Genomic DNA, 15639 nt, shown 5'->3' with positions numbered 1-15639 from the left:
AACGCGGCCTGCGAGGATGTCAAAAGAATCGACAATAAGCGGACAACACCGATCGATATGGACAACGAACGATTGACCCCCACGAACGCGCCCGAAGTGGCGGATGCCTCGGAACCACTCGCCGCATTGCCCGAATCGGCGCGACGCGTCGCCCTGCTGCTGCGCGAGCGTGGGCATGAGAAGCCTGTCGTGACGTTGCCTCAGACGGGCAAGACCTCGGCGGAAGCAGCGGCAGGGCTCGGCTGCACCGTCGCTCAAATCGCGAAGTCGATCCTCTTTCGACGCCGCGACGACGATATGCCCGTGCTCGTCATCGCAAGCGGCGCGAATCGCGTCGATGAGGAAAAGGTCGCCGCGCAAGTCGGTGCGGTCGCGCGAGCGGACGCGAAGTTCGTGCGCGAGAAGACGGGCTATGCGATAGGCGGCGTCTGCCCGATCGGGCACGTCACGCCGCCCGTTACGCTGATCGATGCGGACCTGTTGCAGTTGGACAGCCTCTGGGCGGCGGCCGGCCATCCTCACGCCGTCTTCAATCTGTCGCCGCAGGAACTGATCGGACTGACGGACGCCCCCGTGGCCGATGTGGCTTTGCGCGATTGAGAGGCCAAAAAAGAAAAGCCGCTCGTCAAGAATGGCGAACGGCGCAATGTACGACGTGATCAGCGTCACCGTCATCATACCGATGCGCCTTGATCGAGCGCATCGGTGATTTCCCTGCGAATACTCTACAACCCGCTTTCACTCAAATTTCACTTGCGTGCGAAGAGCCGCGCGCCAGCGATGTCCGGCGCGGCATCACGCGCCCGCGCGGCCCCTAATGCCTGGTCCGACTTTCGTCGAATTCATCGGACTCTCGCGCCTCGAAGAAGTCGAGCATTTCAGCGACGAGCGCACCGGCCGCTTCCTCGGGAATGAGACTGCCGCAATCGAGCGCGTGACCGCTTGCGTCGCGTGCCATGCGCTGCCATGCGCCGATGGGATCGGCACATTGACCGATGGCGCTTCGGGCGCCCCACAGAACGCGCAGCGGACACGCCACGCGACGACCGCGCTCGACGTCCGCGCGATCGTGTTCGAGATCGATCGAATCAGCCGCCGCCAGCTCGGCCGCGCCGTCGTAGTCGGTCATCGAGGGGGCCGTACCCAGCAACATCAATCGATCGACTGCATCGGGATGATCGAGCGCCATCCGGTGCGCGACACTCGCGCCCCACTCGTGCGCGCAGACGAGGAAATGCTCGAAGCCGAGCCGGCGCATGACGTCCACCTGATCCTGCGCCAAGGCACGCTTCGATACGCGGCTCGCCGCACCTTCGCGCTCGGGGTCGACTGACGATCCGTAGCCGCGCAGGTCCGTCGCGATCACCGTGAAATGCCGCGCGAGCGGTTGCGCGCACCGATGCCAGATTTCGTGCGTTCGCGCATGGCCATGCAGCAGCAACAACGGCGCCCCCGAACCGCCCTTGAGACCGAATATCGCTGATCCCCCGGTGGCCACGCGAAACGGAGTAAAGTCGGCGAAAGTCATTGCGTCCGCTCCATTGTTCTGCAGGTAGCCTCGCATTCTACGGACGTCTAAGCTGCGCGCCCGTTCGCTGCGCCACGAAACGTAGAGCCTGAGTACTCCCTCCAATGACCGATGCCACGGCGAACTCACCCCTCCGTATAATCGAACGAACGTTCTCTTCGTCGCCTACCTCTCCCCGCTCTTCGAAGGAGACTCGCCTCATGGCCCTTCCCGCCGTCCTGCAAAATCTGACGCTGCCTGTCGTCGCATCGCCGATGTTCATCGTCAGCTATCCGGAACTTGTGCTCGCGCAATGCAAGGCCGGTATCGTCGGATCGTTTCCAGCGCTCAACGCGCGCCCGGCCGAGTTGCTCGACGAGTGGCTCACGCAGATCGGCGAGGCGCTTGCCGCCCACAAGGCGGCGAACCCGAACGCGAAGGTCGGACCCGTCGCGGTCAACCAGATCGTCCATCAGTCGAATGCGCGTCTCGAGCACGACGTTCGCGTTTGCGTCGAGCACAAGGTGCCCATCTTCATTACGAGCCTGCGCGCGCCCGTCAAGGAGATGATCGATGCCGTGCATAGCTATGGCGGTATCGTGCTGCACGACGTCATCAATTTACGCCACGCGCAAAAGGCGCTCGAAGCCGGAGTCGATGGCTTGATTCTCGTGGCGGCGGGAGCCGGCGGACATGCGGGCACGATCTCGCCGTTCGCGCTCGTCGGCGAAGTACGGCGCATCTTCGATGGACCCATCGTGCTGTCGGGTGCGATCGCGAATGGCGGCTCGATCCTTGCCGCGCAGGCGATGGGCGCGGACCTCGCGTACATGGGCACGCGCTTCATCGCCACGCGGGAGGCGCATGCCGTCGATAGCTACAAGCATGCGATCGTGAACGCGAGCGCGGCCGACATCGTCTACACGAACCTCTTCACAGGCGTGCACGGGAACTACATACGCGAGAGCATCGTCAACGCTGGGCTCGATCCTGAGGACCTTCCCCTATCGGACAAGTCGGCAATGAATTTCGCCGGCGACAAAGCAAAAGCCTGGAAGGATATCTGGGGCGCCGGCCAAGGCGTCGGCCTCATGGACGATATTCCGAGCGTCGCCGAACTCGTCGCGCGGCTCGAGCGCGAGTACGACGAAGCACGGGCAAAGCTATCGATTCGATAACGCCGCCGCCTGGGGCTACGTCGTTCGACCGGGATGGAAGCAGACGTTCGCAACGTCACATCGTTCGCCGATACTGACCTCCCACCTCGAAGAGCGCGTGTGTGATCTGACCGAGCGAGCAGACGCGCACCGCATCCATCAATACGGCAAAGACGTTCTCATCGCCGATCGCGGCCTGCTGCAGGCGACGCAACATCGGCCCCGCTTCGTCGCGGTGCCGCTCGTGAAAAGCGGCGAGACGCGAGAGCTGGCTTTGCTTTTGCTCCCGCGTCGAGCGCGCGAGCGAAAGCGGCGGCGCGTCGGATTCGTCGGCATCTTTTCCAACGAACGTATTCACCCCGACGATCGGATACGACCCGTCGTGTTTGCGGTGCTCGTAGCGCATCGACTCGTCCTGGATTCGGCCTCGCTGGTAGCCCGTCTCCATCGCACCGAGCACTCCGCCGCGCTCGGTGAGTCGATCGAACTCGGCGAGGACGGCCGCCTCGACGAGATCGGTGAGTTCCTCGATCGCGAAGCTGCCCTGGTTCGGATTCTGGTTCTTGGCAAGGCCCCACTCGCGATTGATGATGAGCTGAATCGCGACTGCCCGACGGACCGATTCTTCGGTAGGCGTCGTGATCGCTTCGTCGTAGGCGTTCGTATGCAGCGAATTGCAGTTGTCGTAAATGGCGATTAACGCCTGCAGCGTCGTACGGATATCGTTGAACGCGATCTCCTGCGCATGCAGGCTGCGCCCGGAAGTCTGCACGTGGTATTTGAGCTTCTGGCTGCGCTCGTTCGCGCCATAGCGATCGCGCAGCGCCACGGCCCAGATACGCCGCGCGACGCGGCCGAGCACCGTGTATTCGGGCTCCATGCCGTTCGAGAAGAAGAACGACAGATTGGGCGCGAAATCGTCGATCGCCATGCCGCGCGCCAGATAGGCTTCGACATAGGTGAACCCGTTCGCGAGCGTATAGGCCAGCTGCGTGATCGGATTCGCGCCTGCCTCGGCGATGTGATAGCCGGATATCGACGCCGAGTAAAAGTTGCGGACGTCGTGCTCGACGAAGTACTGCTGGATATCGCCCATCATCTTCAGACTGAACTCGGTCGAGAAGATGCAGGTGTTCTGCCCTTGATCCTCCTTGAGAATGTCCGCCTGCACGGTTCCGCGAACGTTTTGCAGCGCGCTCGCACGCGCCGCCTCCATTTCGCCGGCGCGCGGCTGTCTGCCCTCTCGCGCGCAGCGCGCGGCGAGCTTTTCGAGCTGCTGATCGATGGCCACGTTGAAGAACATCGCGAGGACGGTCGGGGCGGGTCCGTTGATCGTCATCGACACCGACGTGCTCGGCTCGCACAAATCGAAGCCGTCGTAGAGGACTTTCATATCGTCGAGCGTCGCCACGGAAACGCCCGAGTTGCCGATCTTGCCGTAGATGTCGGGCCGCTCGTCCGGGTCCTCGCCGTACAGCGTGACCGAATCGAACGCCGTCGAAAGTCGCGCGGCAGGCATGCCCTCCGACAACAGCTTGAAGCGGCGATTGGTCCGTGCGGGATCGCCTTCACCCGCGAACATGCGCGTCGGGTCCTCGTTCTCGCGCTTGAAGGCGAAGACGCCAGCCGTATAAGGGAAGTAACCCGGCAGGTTTTCGAGCGCGAGCCAGCGCAGCGTTTCGCCGGGATCCGCGAATTTCGGCAACGAGACCTTGCGCATCGTCGTGCCGGAAAGCGTCGTGATCGTCAGCGCCGTGTGGATCTCGCTACCGCGAACGGTGACGACGCGCTCGTCGCCCGAGTACGCCTCGACGGTTTTGGGCCACGCCTCGAGCATCGCCTTTTCCGCCGAGCCGAGTTGCGTGTCGCGCGCCGCGATAAGCGCATCGAGCCGCGCCAGAGGGATTTCGCTTGCGGCATCGTGCGCGCCGCTCGCCGCGTCCATCAGGATGCGCCTCGCCTCGACGAGCTGCCAGCGCTCGCGCGCAAGGCTTGCCTGCGCCTCCGCCCGCATCCGATAGCCGCGCACCGTCTCGGCGATTTCCGAAAGATAGCGTACGCGCCCCGGAGGAACGATCGCGCGGCGCGCGCTCGAAAATCGCACATCGGCGGGCGGCAGACGCGGGCCCTGCACCGGCCGCGGCAACCCGATTTCATGGAGCGACGCTGCAATCCGCTGATAGAGCGCCGTCACGCCATCGTCGTTGAAATGCGACGCGACGGTGCCGAAGACCGGCATGGCGTCGGGCGGCTCGCTCCACGCTTCGCGATTTCGCTGCACCTGCTTCGCCACGTCGCGCAGCGCATCGGCCGCGCCGCTGCGGTCGAATTTGTTGATGGCGACGAAGTCGGCGAAATCGAGCATGTCGATCTTTTCGAGTTGCGTGGCTGCGCCGAACTCAGGCGTCATCACGTAAAGCGAACGATCGGCATGCCGAGCGATCGCCGCATCGCCCTGTCCGATGCCCGAAGTCTCGACGACGACGAGCTGAAAGCCCGCCGCCTTGCAGGCCGCTACCGCGTCAGGCAGGACATCGGGCAGCTCGTTGGCCGCCTCGCGCGTCGCGAGAGATCGCATGAACACGCGTGGACCATGCCCCCAGTCGCCGATCGCGTTCATGCGGATGCGGTCGCCGAGCAGTGCGCCGCCGGTCTTGCGCCGCGAAGGATCGACAGCGAGGACGGCGATGGTGAGGGAGTCGCCATAGTCGAGCCGAAAGCGCCGCACGAGCTCGTCGGTGAGCGACGACTTACCCGCGCCGCCCGTTCCGGTCACGCCGAGCACGGGGACCTGCCGCGCCTGCGCACGGGCCGCGAGCGCCGCACGCGTGGCCGCGTCGGCCTTGCCGTTTTCGAGCGCCGTGATCAGTTGCGCGAGCCCGCGCCAGCGCCGCGCGCCCGCGGCTTCGAGACCGGCGAGCGCTGCCTCGCCCGCCGACCCGCCGGGCGCGCCGGCCGGGTGAGCAGCCCGCGACGCCGCCGCGCAGCGCGCGATCATGTCGTCGATCATGCCCTGCAGCCCGAGCTGCTGACCGTCGTGCGGCGAATAGATTCGCTCGACGCCATAGCGCTGCAGCTCGTCGATCTCGTCGGCGACGATCACGCCGCCGCCGCCGCCGAACACCTTGATGCGCTCTCCCCCGCGCTCGCGCAGGCGGTCGACGAGATACTTGAAATATTCGACGTGGCCGCCTTGATAACTCGATACGGCGACGCCATCCGCGTCCTCGTCGAGGGCGGCATCGGCCACTTCATCGACCGAGCGGTTGTGGCCGAGGTGAATGACTTCCACGCCGCTCGATTGCAGAATGCGTCGCACGATGTTGATCGCGGCGTCATGGCCATCGAAAAGCGCGGCCGCGGTGACGAAGCGCAGCCGCGGTGAAGCACTCGGCTTGACCTCGCCTAGGGATTGCGGCGCCGACAGGTCGGTCATGTCTCCCCCATCTCGATCCGGGTCTCACCGTATTATCGCAACACGGCGGCTCTTGCGAGTATAGGCAACGGCGAAAAAGGGAGCTGACCGCAATCGAAAAGCATAGGGACGCGCGCGCATCAGCCAGCAGCCTCGCCATGTCCGGCGGAGCGCATGATCGCGCGAGCTGTGTCGATGCGACTTTCGAGCTGAAACACCTGGTAAGCACAGCGGACGGGGTGGTCTTTTTCGCCCGATCGCACGCGCTCGTCGCTCCCTACACTAGGTCCGCATTTCTTTCTCTAGCGGCGATGCGGGCTCCCGAGGTACCACGAGCGCGTCGCACTCCTCGGACCCATATCATGCGGCGATTCATCGCGATTATTCTTTTGCTTGTCGGCGTGCTGGATCTGCAAGGATGCGCGACGAGCACGGAGACGTTCGCGCTCGGTGGACTGTTCGGCTTTTTTGCGGGCGTCGGCGCTGTGACTTGCGCCGTTACGTGCCAGTAAGCGCCCGCGAACGGCAGGGCTCGCTCCCGCTGCTGCGAAATCGCGCTCAGGCCACGAGCGCGATCAGACCGCCGAGCGTGATGCCGGCCGCCAACCACCGGCCGGCCGTGTAGTACCCGTTCGTTTCCTCTTCCGGCTTGTCAGGGCGCTCGAGGCCGAGCGTACCGTAGGTAAATGACTTCACCGGCGAAGCATCGGGCTGCGACGACGCATCCAGCGTCGCGTCGGACGTCGCAGCCCCATCGCGCGCGGCGGCCGCCGCTCCTTCGGCAGAGATGGAGACGGCCGCATCCTGTGTCGGCACGGCCGTTTCAGCGAGCTGCAGAACTTGCGGGTCCTGGCTCGCTCCGTTGGCGCCGCGGTTTTGCCAGCCAGAATCGGTGCTCGTTGCGTTTCCCTGCTGCGCGTAGGACGTGAGCGCGCTCTCGATTTGCATGATCGATCTCCCGTGGTATGCGAGAGCCCGCCCGACTATGGCGTCTACAGGCTCCTTGCCGCGCCGGCATCGCGACTCTCATGCGATTTGGCACATCTAGACCGGGCTAACGACCGCGCCGTCGACAGGCTTGAGCGTGCGTAAGCAACGGTAAGCCGATCCCGTTGCGAGCGAGGCGCCCAGCACCGCGCAACGGGCAATGGGCGCCGTGCGCGGGGTGGCAAGTCCGACGGCGCTCAGAACTTCGCGCGTACGCCGGCGCCGACGGTCTGCCCCGTCGAGAGTCCGTTGAACTGGTCGTTCATATAGGCCGCGTAGACATCGGTGCGCTTCGAGAGCGGATAGTCGTAACCGACGGCCCACGTGCGGCGAGTCTGGTCGAGCCCGCCGCCATCACGCGAGTAGGCGTACGAAGCCATGATGGTGCCCGGGCCAGCAGGCACCGTCACGCCGCCTTGCCCTGTGTTGACGTGCCAGCTCCCGCCGCCAATCTCGTCGTTCTTCGTGTACATGTACTGCCCATAGAACTTGACGAACTTCATGTCGTAGCTGGCTCCGAGTTGCGCCACGCTTTGGCTCTTGAACGGCACGATCGAGCCGAACGCGGGCGGGGAGACGAGGTCGCCGGGGCTGTTGTTGAAGTTGACGTATTGGAATACGCCCGTCGCCGCGAACGGTCCGTGAAAATAGAGAAACTGCGCGCTCCACTTCTTGGCGCCGTTATTGCCGGCCTGATTACCGAGCCCGTACATGACGCTGCCCGACAGACCGTGAAAATCGGGCGTCGAATACTGCACCGCGTTGTTCCAGCCGGAATCGCCGACGACGCCCGTGTCCGTCGTATAAGTCGCGCCGGTCGGAATCGCCGTGTTGCCGAGGAACACGTGATACACCATCGGCGAGAACGTGTAGGAATCGATGAACGGATTGAAAAGAATCGTCGAAATGAAAAGCTGCGTCGTAAGCCGGCCAGCCGTGAACGTGCCGTATGGCGATTCGATACCGACGTAGGCGTTGCGTGAGAAGAACGAATCGCCGGTGAAGCGACCGTAATTGCCGTTTTGCGGCAGGAAAAAGTCTTCCAGCGTAAAGATCGCCTTGTAGCCGCCGCCGAGATCTTCGGCGCCCTTCAAGCCCCAATACGACGTCGACATGCCGCCGCCTCCGACGACCCACGAGCGTTGCTCGCCCGGGAATTGCTGCATGCCGACCCAGCTGTCCACCTGCCCGTACAACTGGACGCTCGATTGCGCGTAGGCGGCCGAGCCGGCCGCCATGAGGCCCGCCGCGGCGGCCGTTCGGAAACTCTTCTTCAGCGCACGGCTGACGGTGCTTTTCATTGGATCTCCTGTCTTTGTCGAAAAAATCGAAGCTTGGCGAACCGCTCGCGCGCCCCGTTTGCGTTCTCCGAATCGCCGGCGCTGCTCGGACCGGGATCATCGTTGCGGACCATTTTTCCGAACAAAAAACGATTTGGTTATTGCCGGTATAGCGGCACCGATAATCGAGCGAACGCCGCATTCTTTTGGGGCACGGCGCACCGCCATTGCATCGCGAGCGCCGTTTGCGGACGCGCTTGGGGCAGCTTTGGGCCGCCGCGGGTCGCCAAGCCGCAATAGTGGCGCATCACAAATCTCATGACAAAATCATTTCGCGCGGAACGCTCTCCAAGCGGAGAACCAGGGCGGCTCAGGCGAAAAAGTGTGGCGCGTTTGCATCAGCAACCGCTCGGCTGCCATGCAAGGACCAGGGAGGAGCGACGGAGGGCGCTCCGTCGCGAGTGACATCAGTTGCGGTAAAGCCAGGGATCGGGCGCACGCGTCCCGGGGCTCGGGGGCCGCGGCGCGACGCGCCCGGATTCGCGCTCTTCGTTGTAGCGCGTGACCGCGTCGCGAATTGAACCGGCTCTTACATAGGCCGAATTATCGGGTGGGCGAGGCACGTTTCGGCCGTTCTCGCTGACAGGCCGGTACGGTATGCCGCCCGGGGCGGCGCGCGGCAACAAGCGTTCGTGACGTGAAGACGCTGCGGCCCGCGAGCGCGGTGAACGGTCCGTTTCCGGATAGGTGCTGCGCGCCATCTGGAGGTAGTCCGCGCCGGGCTGCCGGACGAGCGCCGGATGCGTCGAGAACCCGCCGAAGCCGAAGGTCGCGGGTTGCCGGAAGCTGACCGCACCGGCATGCGCCGGCATAGGCGGCGCGGCTTGCGCGAGCGACATCGAAGCCGCGCAAATCGCGGCCGTCATCCAACGCCCGATGGTTTGAAAACCCGCATCCGCCATGATTGATCCACTCGCCCGCGGCTACGCCTCTTACTCTATTGCAGCAACATCGTCTTTACCGAAGCATGATCGGAGGAAAGGCTGCAGGGGCGCGCCGCAAGGGTAATTTATGGGCCACCCTCGGGTGTGTCGAGGCAAAAAGTGTTATGCGCTCGACGCCGTTGTAACCTGGTGTTACCGACATCTCTTTTTTCCGCCAAGCGTGCCGCAAATGCAGTAACCGGCGTATTCGAGTTCGGTCCGTGAGATCATCGAGGGTCTGTTTTGGCCCTGGCTTGCCCTGGTTTTTATTCATCGCTTCTTTGCCGTTTTTCCGCTCGACGCCGACATGCCCCGTCTGCCGTTTTTGATTCCCGATCGTTTCACGCTTTCGCTCGTGGGCACTGTCGTCCTCGCGAGCGTCATGCCGTGCCGCGGAGAAGCGGCCGTTGCAGTCAACGCGTTGACGAACGTCGCCGTCGGTCTGCTCTTTTTCCTGCATGGCGCCAAGCTGTCGCGCGAGGCGGTGCTCGCGGGCGCCACGCATTGGCGCCTGCATGCGCTCGTGCTGGCGAGCACGTTCATTCTGTTTCCGTTGCTCGGCCTCGCGTTCAAGCCGCTATTCTCGCCCCTCGTGTCGCCCGCCCTTTACGCGGGCGTGCTCTTTCTTTGCACGCTGCCATCGACCGTTCAATCGTCGATCGCCTTTACATCGATCGCCCGAGGCAACGTGCCGGCGGCCGTCTGCGCTGCGTCGGCGTCGAGCCTCATCGGCATATTCGTGACGCCGGCGCTCGTCGGCATCGTCGTCGACAGCCAGTCCGCAGCGGTGCGCTCGCCCTGGCACACAGTCGGCAACATCGTGGCCCAACTACTCGTTCCGTTCGTCGCGGGACAACTGCTGCGACCGGTCGTCGCGCCCTGGCTCGATCGCCACCGTCGCGCACTGCGTTTCGTCGATCAAGGCTCCATCCTTCTCGTCGTGTACATGGCATTCAGCGAAGCGATCAACGAAGGGCTGTGGCATCACCTGGGACTGAGGACGCTTGCCGGCCTCGTGGTCGCGGATGGCGCGCTGCTCGGCGCGGCGCTCCTCATTACGGGATGGGTCGGCAAGCGGCTTCGCTTCGATCGCGCCGATCGCATCACGATCGTTTTTTGCGGATCCAAAAAAAGCCTCGCCTCGGGCATTCCGATGGCCAAGGTCATTTTCTCGTCCCAGGCAATCGGCATCGCGGTGCTGCCCCTGATGCTATTTCATCAAATGCAGCTGATGGTCTGCGCCGCCCTCGCGCAGCGCTGGGGCGACCGCGCGGCGCGCGCCGAAACGCTGCCCGTCGACGCGCGCTGAACCGCGATCAAGGATCTTGCAGCATTAATATGAAGAATGGTCCGACACACGCCCGGCAACGCATTAATCGAGGCGTTCTATAAAGGCGATAGTCTTGGCATCGTCGACATTCACAATTGCAATTAACGATCGGCTCGACTCGCAAACGTTTGCTATTTGATTCCTGCTCGGAATCTCACTACCTGTTTGAAACGAACGTCCGCCGCACACCGTCTTTCGAACAATAGAAGAACGTGGAAGAAACCGGTATAGACGATACTGCCCCGGCTATGGACCATAGGATTACTAAATATCGTTAAACGTATCCCAACCGGGAATCCGCACATTAGAATGGCGCGACGGAACGAGCTGTCGGTTCCGTAATGCTTAGTTGCGCATCCAAAAGAGAGAAAAATGAGCAGCGAGGACCGATCTGAAGAGGATCGTCTCGACGGGGGTAATCTGCTCCGTCGTAAGCGGCGTTGGCCGGGGCGGCGCGCCAAGACGATCGATACTCCGCAAGAAAGCCAGTCATTCGAGGATTACGCCGCCGAAAGGCTCTCGTCGTTCCTCAGCGCGCAGTTGCTGACCTTGCTCGTGGGCTATGTCGTGCTCGTCGCCGGCGATATCTGGTTCAGGCACGGCCTCTCCACCGTGGCAGCGGTCCTTGGCGCATTGCCCGCAATGCCGATGGGGGCGGCGCTCGTCGTCGCGTGGGCGCCGCGCAGCGGCTTGCGCGCGAGCCTCGCCGCGCTCGTGTTCATTGCGGCACTCGAGGCCGGCATTGTCCTCCATGCCGTGCAGTGGGGGGAGGACCCGGCGATCGTTCTGCCCGCCTTCGTCCTCGTTCCGCTCACATTCAGCCCGGTCCTGCTGCGCGGCTGGGATTTCGCGGCGGCGGCGGCGTTTGCGGCGGCCGGACCGGTAGCGCTGCTCGCATTCAGCGCACCGCCGGCTCCCGAGCGGTTCGGCGTTGCGCTCTCGATCGTCGCCGCCATTTCGGCGAGTCTCGTGACGAATCTCTTCGCCCTGCGCTCGCAAAAGAAGAACTTTCGCCTCGAAGTGCAGCTGCGCGCTTTCGCGGATATCGACGAGCTCACTCAGCTGCCGCGCCGGCGCCGCGTGTTCGAGCTCGGCCGGCGCCTCATCCACCGCGCCGAGCGCACAGGTCAGCCGCTCTCGGCGCTTTACATCGACGCGGATTACTTCAAGTCGGTCAACGATCGGTTCGGCCACGACGCGGGCGACCGCGCGCTGCGGCTCATCGCGCGCGGAATTCAGGACAGTCTGCGTCCCACGGACGTCTGTGGCCGCTTCGGCGGCGAGGAGTTCGTCGCGCTGTTGCCGGGCAGCGATCAGATCGACGCCGCGCGCGCCGCCGAGAGGCTGCGCAAGCGGATCGAGGAGATGCGACAGTTCGAAGTGACGCTGACGATCAGCGTCGGCGTCGCTCAGCATGTGCGTGGCGAGCAGATCGATCGAGTGATTCGCCGCGCCGACGCCGCGCTCCTCGACGCCAAAGGGAGCGGCCGCAATCGCGTTGTGATCGCACCGCGTCCGCCCGAGCACGGGCTGGCCGCAACCGATGCGGGACCGCGCCCGGAGCCAGGCCCGAGCGCCCAGGGCGCCGCGCCGGGCTCCGCGACAAAGGAGTCCGCCACTCATGGCGACGCGCCGTGTTCGCGCGAGCCGATCACCGACTGAAGCATCGGAGGGCCGGCGGCAAGCATGGTGCGCACCAAAGCGGTGCAACACTTCACAAAAAATTCATTCAACTCTCAAGCATTCCGGTCGTTAAGCCGAGAGTCGTACTGGTACGCCCAATTGCCCGCCATTGCCCTTCATGTCATCACATCTTTCGCCGCCGAATGAGCCGAAGATCGCCGAGCTCATCGAGGGGCGCGCGCTGTCCGCGGTCTTCCAGCCGATCGTCGACTTCGGCGGCGGCACGATTCTCGGCTATGAGGGCCTCATACGCGGGCCGGCCGGAACCTTCCTCGAATCGCCCGGGGCGCTCTTCGCGCAAGCGGCGCGCGAAGGGCTGTCCGTCGAACTCGAGCATGCGGCCGCCGCCGCTTGCGTCGCCGCATTCGCCGAACTCGGCTGCGAAGGCAAGCTGTTCCTGAATTTCAGCGCCGAAGCGATCGCCACGCTCGGCCGCACGCGTGAGCACGCCGCCGATTGGCTCGGTCGGCAAGGCATGCCGATCGAGCGCATCGTGCTCGAGCTCACCGAGCAATGTGCGATCGACAACATGGCGGGCTTCGAGCCGATCGTCGCCGCGTTGCGCGAAACGGGCGCGCAGTTCGCGCTCGACGACTACGGCACGGCCAACGCGAGCATGAACCTCTGGGTCAGGCTGCAGCCCGACGTCGTCAAGATAGACCGCTTTTTCATCGACGACATCGCGAAGGACCCGCTCAAGTTCGAGGCCGTGCGCGCGATGCAGCACTTCGCGGGAGCGAGCGGCGCGCGGCTCGTCGCGGAGGGGATCGAAAAGGAAGCGGACCTCATCGTCGTGCGCGACATGGGCATCTCGTTCGGACAGGGCTACTTCTTCGGGCGCCCGCAGGCGCGCGCGCCGCGGGCCGTCTCGGATGCGGCCAAGGAGGCGCTCGGCGCCGGACACATCGCCGTGTTTCCGGGCGCGCGGCGCAGCGCGATCCCCGGGTCGCCGTCAGGCGGCATGGCGGCGGCGAAAATGCTCGTGCAGGCGCCCGCGCTCGATCGCAGCGCGAGCAACAACGACGTGCTCGATCTCTTCAATCGCTTGTCGGCGCTGCATGCGCTCGCCGTCGTCGAACAGGGGGAGCCGGTCGCGCTCATCAACCGCCGCAGCTTCATGGACCGCTATGCCCTGCCTTATCATCGCGAACTGTTCGGCAAGCGTCCCTGCATGCTGTTCGCGAACGCATCGCCCGTCATCATCGAAAAATCGATGACGGTCGAGCAGATGGCAAAGCTGCTCGCGAGCGACGATCAACGCTACCTTGCCGACGGCTTCGTCATTACGGATCAGGGCAAGTACCTCGGCCTCGGCACGGGCGAAAGCCTCGTGCGCGCCGTCACGGAAGTGCGCATCGAGGCGGCCCGCTATGCGAACCCCCTCACGTTCCTGCCCGGCAACATCCCGATCAGCTCGCACATCGCGCGGCTCGTCGAGCATCACGTCGAGTTTCACGCATGCTACGTCGATCTCAACCATTTCAAGCCGTTCAACGACCGCTACGGCTATTGGCAGGGCGACGAAGTGCTCAAGTTCTCCGCGGCCGTGCTCGCGCAAGCCTGCGACCCGACGCGCGATTTCCTCGGGCACGTCGGCGGAGACGACTTCCTGATTCTTTTCCAGAGTGAGGATTGGAGAGAACGGGCCTCGTCGGCGATCGCGGCGTTCAACTCCGGCGCGCTTCGCTTTTACGCAGACGAGGATCGTGAAGCGGGCGGCATTCATGGCGAGGATCGGCGCGGCAATCCGTCCTTCTTCGGCTTCGTGACGATGGCCATCGGCTGCGTGCGCGTGAAGCCGGCACCCGAGAGCCGCGCCCGCTACGGCAGCGAAGAAATCGCGTCGGTCGCGGCGCTCGCGAAGCACCGCGCCAAGCAAGAAGCGAGCGGTTTCTACCTGATCGACATCGACGAGGGCGCGGCGGTCCTGCATCAGCACGACAACGCATCGCCGACACCGCGCGCCGCCATGGCGCTCGACTAGCGCCGTAGAGGCGCTGCCCGCCTCTGCCCCCCGGCCCCCCTCTCCTTGATCGCGCCCCGGCCCCAGCCAGAGCCGGGGCATGCTCATTTGGCGTGTTTAGTTCTATTTACTAAACAAGACAAAGTTCCATCTCACGCGCTGCATCAAGGTTTCCCGGGAATTCCCCAACCGATCAGCGACTGTTTCCGACAGTTTTTACTATACAATCGGCGCGATTCGCAGCGACGGACGAAAGATGCACGATGGCCACGACCATTCGCGACATTGCCCGCGCGGCTAACGTGTCGATCGGCACGGTTTCGCGCGCGCTCAAGAACCAGCCGGGCCTCTCCGAGGCCACGCGCGTGCGCGTCGTCGAAACGGCTCGGCGCTTAGGCTATGACGCGGCGCAATTGCGCCCGCGCATCCGTCGTCTTACGTTCCTTTTGCACCGTCAGCACAACAACTTCGCCGCGAGCCCGTTCTTCTCGCACGTGCTGCACGGCGTCGAGAACGCGTGCCGCGCGCACGGCATTGTTCCCTCGCTGCTGACGGCGGGCCCGACCGAGGACATCGCCGACCAGCTGCGCCTGCATGCGCCCGACGCGATCGCCATCGCGGGCTTCGTCGAGCCGGAGACACTGGCCGCGCTCGTCGCCATGGGCCGGCCGCTCGTACTCATCGATCTGTGGGCGCCGAATCTGCGCTCCGTCAATCTCGACAACAGCGCCGGCGCCGCGCTCGCCATGCGGCATCTGTTCGCGCTGAACCGCACGCGCGTGGCGTTCATCGGTGGCTCTCTCGCGCACTACAGCATCGCCCAGCGCGCGCTCGGCTATCGGCGCGCGTTTTTCGAAGCGGGATTGCTTTTCGATCCCTCGCTCGAAACGACGATCGACGCCAATCTGCCGCCCGATGCCGGCGCCGCGCTCGCGATGCAGCGCCTGCTCGACGCGCGCGCGGGCGACGAGGCGCCGAACGCAGTCTTTGCTTACAACGACGTCGCGGCACTCGCCGCGATGCGCGTTTGCCTCGCACGTGGGTTGCGCGTGCCGGAGGACATTGCCATCGTCGGTTTCGACGACATACCCGCCGCCGCGCAGGCCGCGCCGTCGCTCACGACGATCGCGGCCGACAAGGAAGCGCTCGGCTCGCGCGGCGTCGAAGTATTGCTCGACGATTCGCCGGCCGAGTTCCAGGTACGCCTGCCGGTGAGACTCGTCGTACGCGCGAGCTCGGCCCACGCCACGTACACGGGAAGGACGGGCACGCCCCGCGCGCTCGACATGACGAGCAGCCATTCGGAAACAACACCATGACGAAACTACCGAACG

General features: G+C 64.4%; 12 protein-coding genes. 7 read left to right on the top strand and 5 right to left on the bottom strand.

Features of this window, described 5'->3' with window-relative positions; translation table 11 throughout:
- Nucleotides 1-57 precede the first annotated feature (57 nt).
- On the top strand, nt 58-600 hold the full coding sequence (locus B0G57_RS15300; protein WP_018441119.1) for a YbaK/EbsC family protein: 543 nt from the start codon (nt 58-60) through the stop codon (nt 598-600).
- Nucleotides 601-814: 214 nt separating this feature from the next.
- On the opposite strand, the gene B0G57_RS15295 is transcribed toward B0G57_RS15300, so the two are convergent.
- Nucleotides 815-1528 carry an alpha/beta fold hydrolase gene (locus tag B0G57_RS15295; RefSeq protein ID WP_026229753.1) on the bottom strand — a complete coding sequence of 238 codons (714 nt, stop codon included), beginning with the start codon at nt 1526-1528 and terminating at the stop codon, nt 815-817.
- 200 nt (nt 1529-1728) lie between these two features.
- Between B0G57_RS15295 and B0G57_RS15290 the strand changes: the two genes are divergently transcribed.
- Nucleotides 1729-2685 (top strand): NAD(P)H-dependent flavin oxidoreductase, encoded by a 957-nt coding sequence (locus B0G57_RS15290; RefSeq protein WP_018441121.1) that lies wholly within the window; start codon nt 1729-1731, stop codon nt 2683-2685.
- 55 nt (nt 2686-2740) lie between these two features.
- On the opposite strand, the gene icmF is transcribed toward B0G57_RS15290, so the two are convergent.
- A complete protein-coding gene (gene icmF, locus B0G57_RS15285; protein ID WP_018441122.1) occupies nt 2741-6100 on the bottom strand; it encodes a fused isobutyryl-CoA mutase/GTPase IcmF in 3360 nt (1119 codons plus the stop codon).
- A gap of 341 nt (nt 6101-6441) precedes the next feature.
- Here icmF and B0G57_RS31370 point away from each other — a divergent pair, with 341 nt between their 5' ends.
- Nucleotides 6442-6591 (top strand): hypothetical protein, encoded by a 150-nt coding sequence (locus B0G57_RS31370; protein ID WP_018441123.1) that lies wholly within the window; start codon nt 6442-6444, stop codon nt 6589-6591.
- A 46-nt stretch (nt 6592-6637) separates the two neighbouring features.
- Here the strand turns inward: B0G57_RS31370 and B0G57_RS15280 are convergent, their stop codons facing one another.
- From B0G57_RS15280 to B0G57_RS15265, 3 genes are all read right to left on the bottom strand, one after another.
- Nucleotides 6638-7027 carry a hypothetical protein gene (locus tag B0G57_RS15280; RefSeq protein ID WP_018441124.1) on the bottom strand — a complete coding sequence of 130 codons (390 nt, stop codon included), beginning with the start codon at nt 7025-7027 and terminating at the stop codon, nt 6638-6640.
- 236 nt (nt 7028-7263) lie between these two features.
- The gene (locus tag B0G57_RS15275) at nt 7264-8367 is read right to left on the bottom strand and encodes a porin (protein ID WP_018441125.1); all 1104 of its coding nucleotides are present in this window, start codon (nt 8365-8367) and stop codon (nt 7264-7266) included.
- 446 nt (nt 8368-8813) lie between these two features.
- Nucleotides 8814-9308, bottom strand: coding sequence for a hypothetical protein (locus B0G57_RS15265; RefSeq protein ID WP_018441127.1), 495 nt, complete (start codon nt 9306-9308; stop codon nt 8814-8816).
- 328 nt (nt 9309-9636) lie between these two features.
- Here B0G57_RS15265 and B0G57_RS15260 point away from each other — a divergent pair, with 328 nt between their 5' ends.
- From B0G57_RS15260 to B0G57_RS15245, 4 genes are all read left to right on the top strand, one after another.
- Nucleotides 9637-10638 (top strand): bile acid:sodium symporter family protein, encoded by a 1002-nt coding sequence (locus B0G57_RS15260; RefSeq protein WP_018441128.1) that lies wholly within the window; start codon nt 9637-9639, stop codon nt 10636-10638.
- Nucleotides 10639-11031: 393 nt separating this feature from the next.
- Nucleotides 11032-12321, top strand: coding sequence for a GGDEF domain-containing protein (locus B0G57_RS15255; RefSeq protein ID WP_018441129.1), 1290 nt, complete (start codon nt 11032-11034; stop codon nt 12319-12321).
- A gap of 139 nt (nt 12322-12460) precedes the next feature.
- On the top strand, nt 12461-14326 hold the full coding sequence (locus tag B0G57_RS15250; protein WP_018441130.1) for an EAL domain-containing protein: 1866 nt from the start codon (nt 12461-12463) through the stop codon (nt 14324-14326).
- Nucleotides 14327-14568: 242 nt separating this feature from the next.
- Complete coding sequence (locus B0G57_RS15245; protein WP_018441131.1) at nt 14569-15624, top strand: LacI family DNA-binding transcriptional regulator; 1056 nt, start codon at nt 14569-14571, stop codon at nt 15622-15624.
- The last annotated feature ends 15 nt before the right edge of the window (nt 15625-15639 follow it).

The sequence above is a fragment of the Trinickia symbiotica genome (assembly GCF_002934455.1).
Classification (GTDB): domain Bacteria; phylum Pseudomonadota; class Gammaproteobacteria; order Burkholderiales; family Burkholderiaceae; genus Trinickia; species Trinickia symbiotica.
Note: the sequence above shows the minus strand (reverse complement) of the source record. Positions and strands in the feature narration are given on the sequence as shown.

Coding starts and splice junctions, on each gene's coding strand:
- B0G57_RS15300 (WP_018441119.1), top strand. CDS start 58: ATGGACAACGAACGATTGACCCCCACGAACGCGCCCGAAGTGGCGGAT.
- B0G57_RS15295 (WP_026229753.1), bottom strand. CDS start 1,528: ATGACTTTCGCCGACTTTACTCCGTTTCGCGTGGCCACCGGGGGATCA.
- B0G57_RS15290 (WP_018441121.1), top strand. CDS start 1,729: ATGGCCCTTCCCGCCGTCCTGCAAAATCTGACGCTGCCTGTCGTCGCA.
- icmF (WP_018441122.1), bottom strand. CDS start 6,100: ATGACCGACCTGTCGGCGCCGCAATCCCTAGGCGAGGTCAAGCCGAGT.
- B0G57_RS31370 (WP_018441123.1), top strand. CDS start 6,442: ATGCGGCGATTCATCGCGATTATTCTTTTGCTTGTCGGCGTGCTGGAT.
- B0G57_RS15280 (WP_018441124.1), bottom strand. CDS start 7,027: ATGCAAATCGAGAGCGCGCTCACGTCCTACGCGCAGCAGGGAAACGCA.
- B0G57_RS15275 (WP_018441125.1), bottom strand. CDS start 8,367: ATGAAAAGCACCGTCAGCCGTGCGCTGAAGAAGAGTTTCCGAACGGCC.
- B0G57_RS15265 (WP_018441127.1), bottom strand. CDS start 9,308: ATGGCGGATGCGGGTTTTCAAACCATCGGGCGTTGGATGACGGCCGCG.
- B0G57_RS15260 (WP_018441128.1), top strand. CDS start 9,637: ATGCCCCGTCTGCCGTTTTTGATTCCCGATCGTTTCACGCTTTCGCTC.
- B0G57_RS15255 (WP_018441129.1), top strand. CDS start 11,032: ATGAGCAGCGAGGACCGATCTGAAGAGGATCGTCTCGACGGGGGTAAT.
- B0G57_RS15250 (WP_018441130.1), top strand. CDS start 12,461: ATGTCATCACATCTTTCGCCGCCGAATGAGCCGAAGATCGCCGAGCTC.
- B0G57_RS15245 (WP_018441131.1), top strand. CDS start 14,569: ATGGCCACGACCATTCGCGACATTGCCCGCGCGGCTAACGTGTCGATC.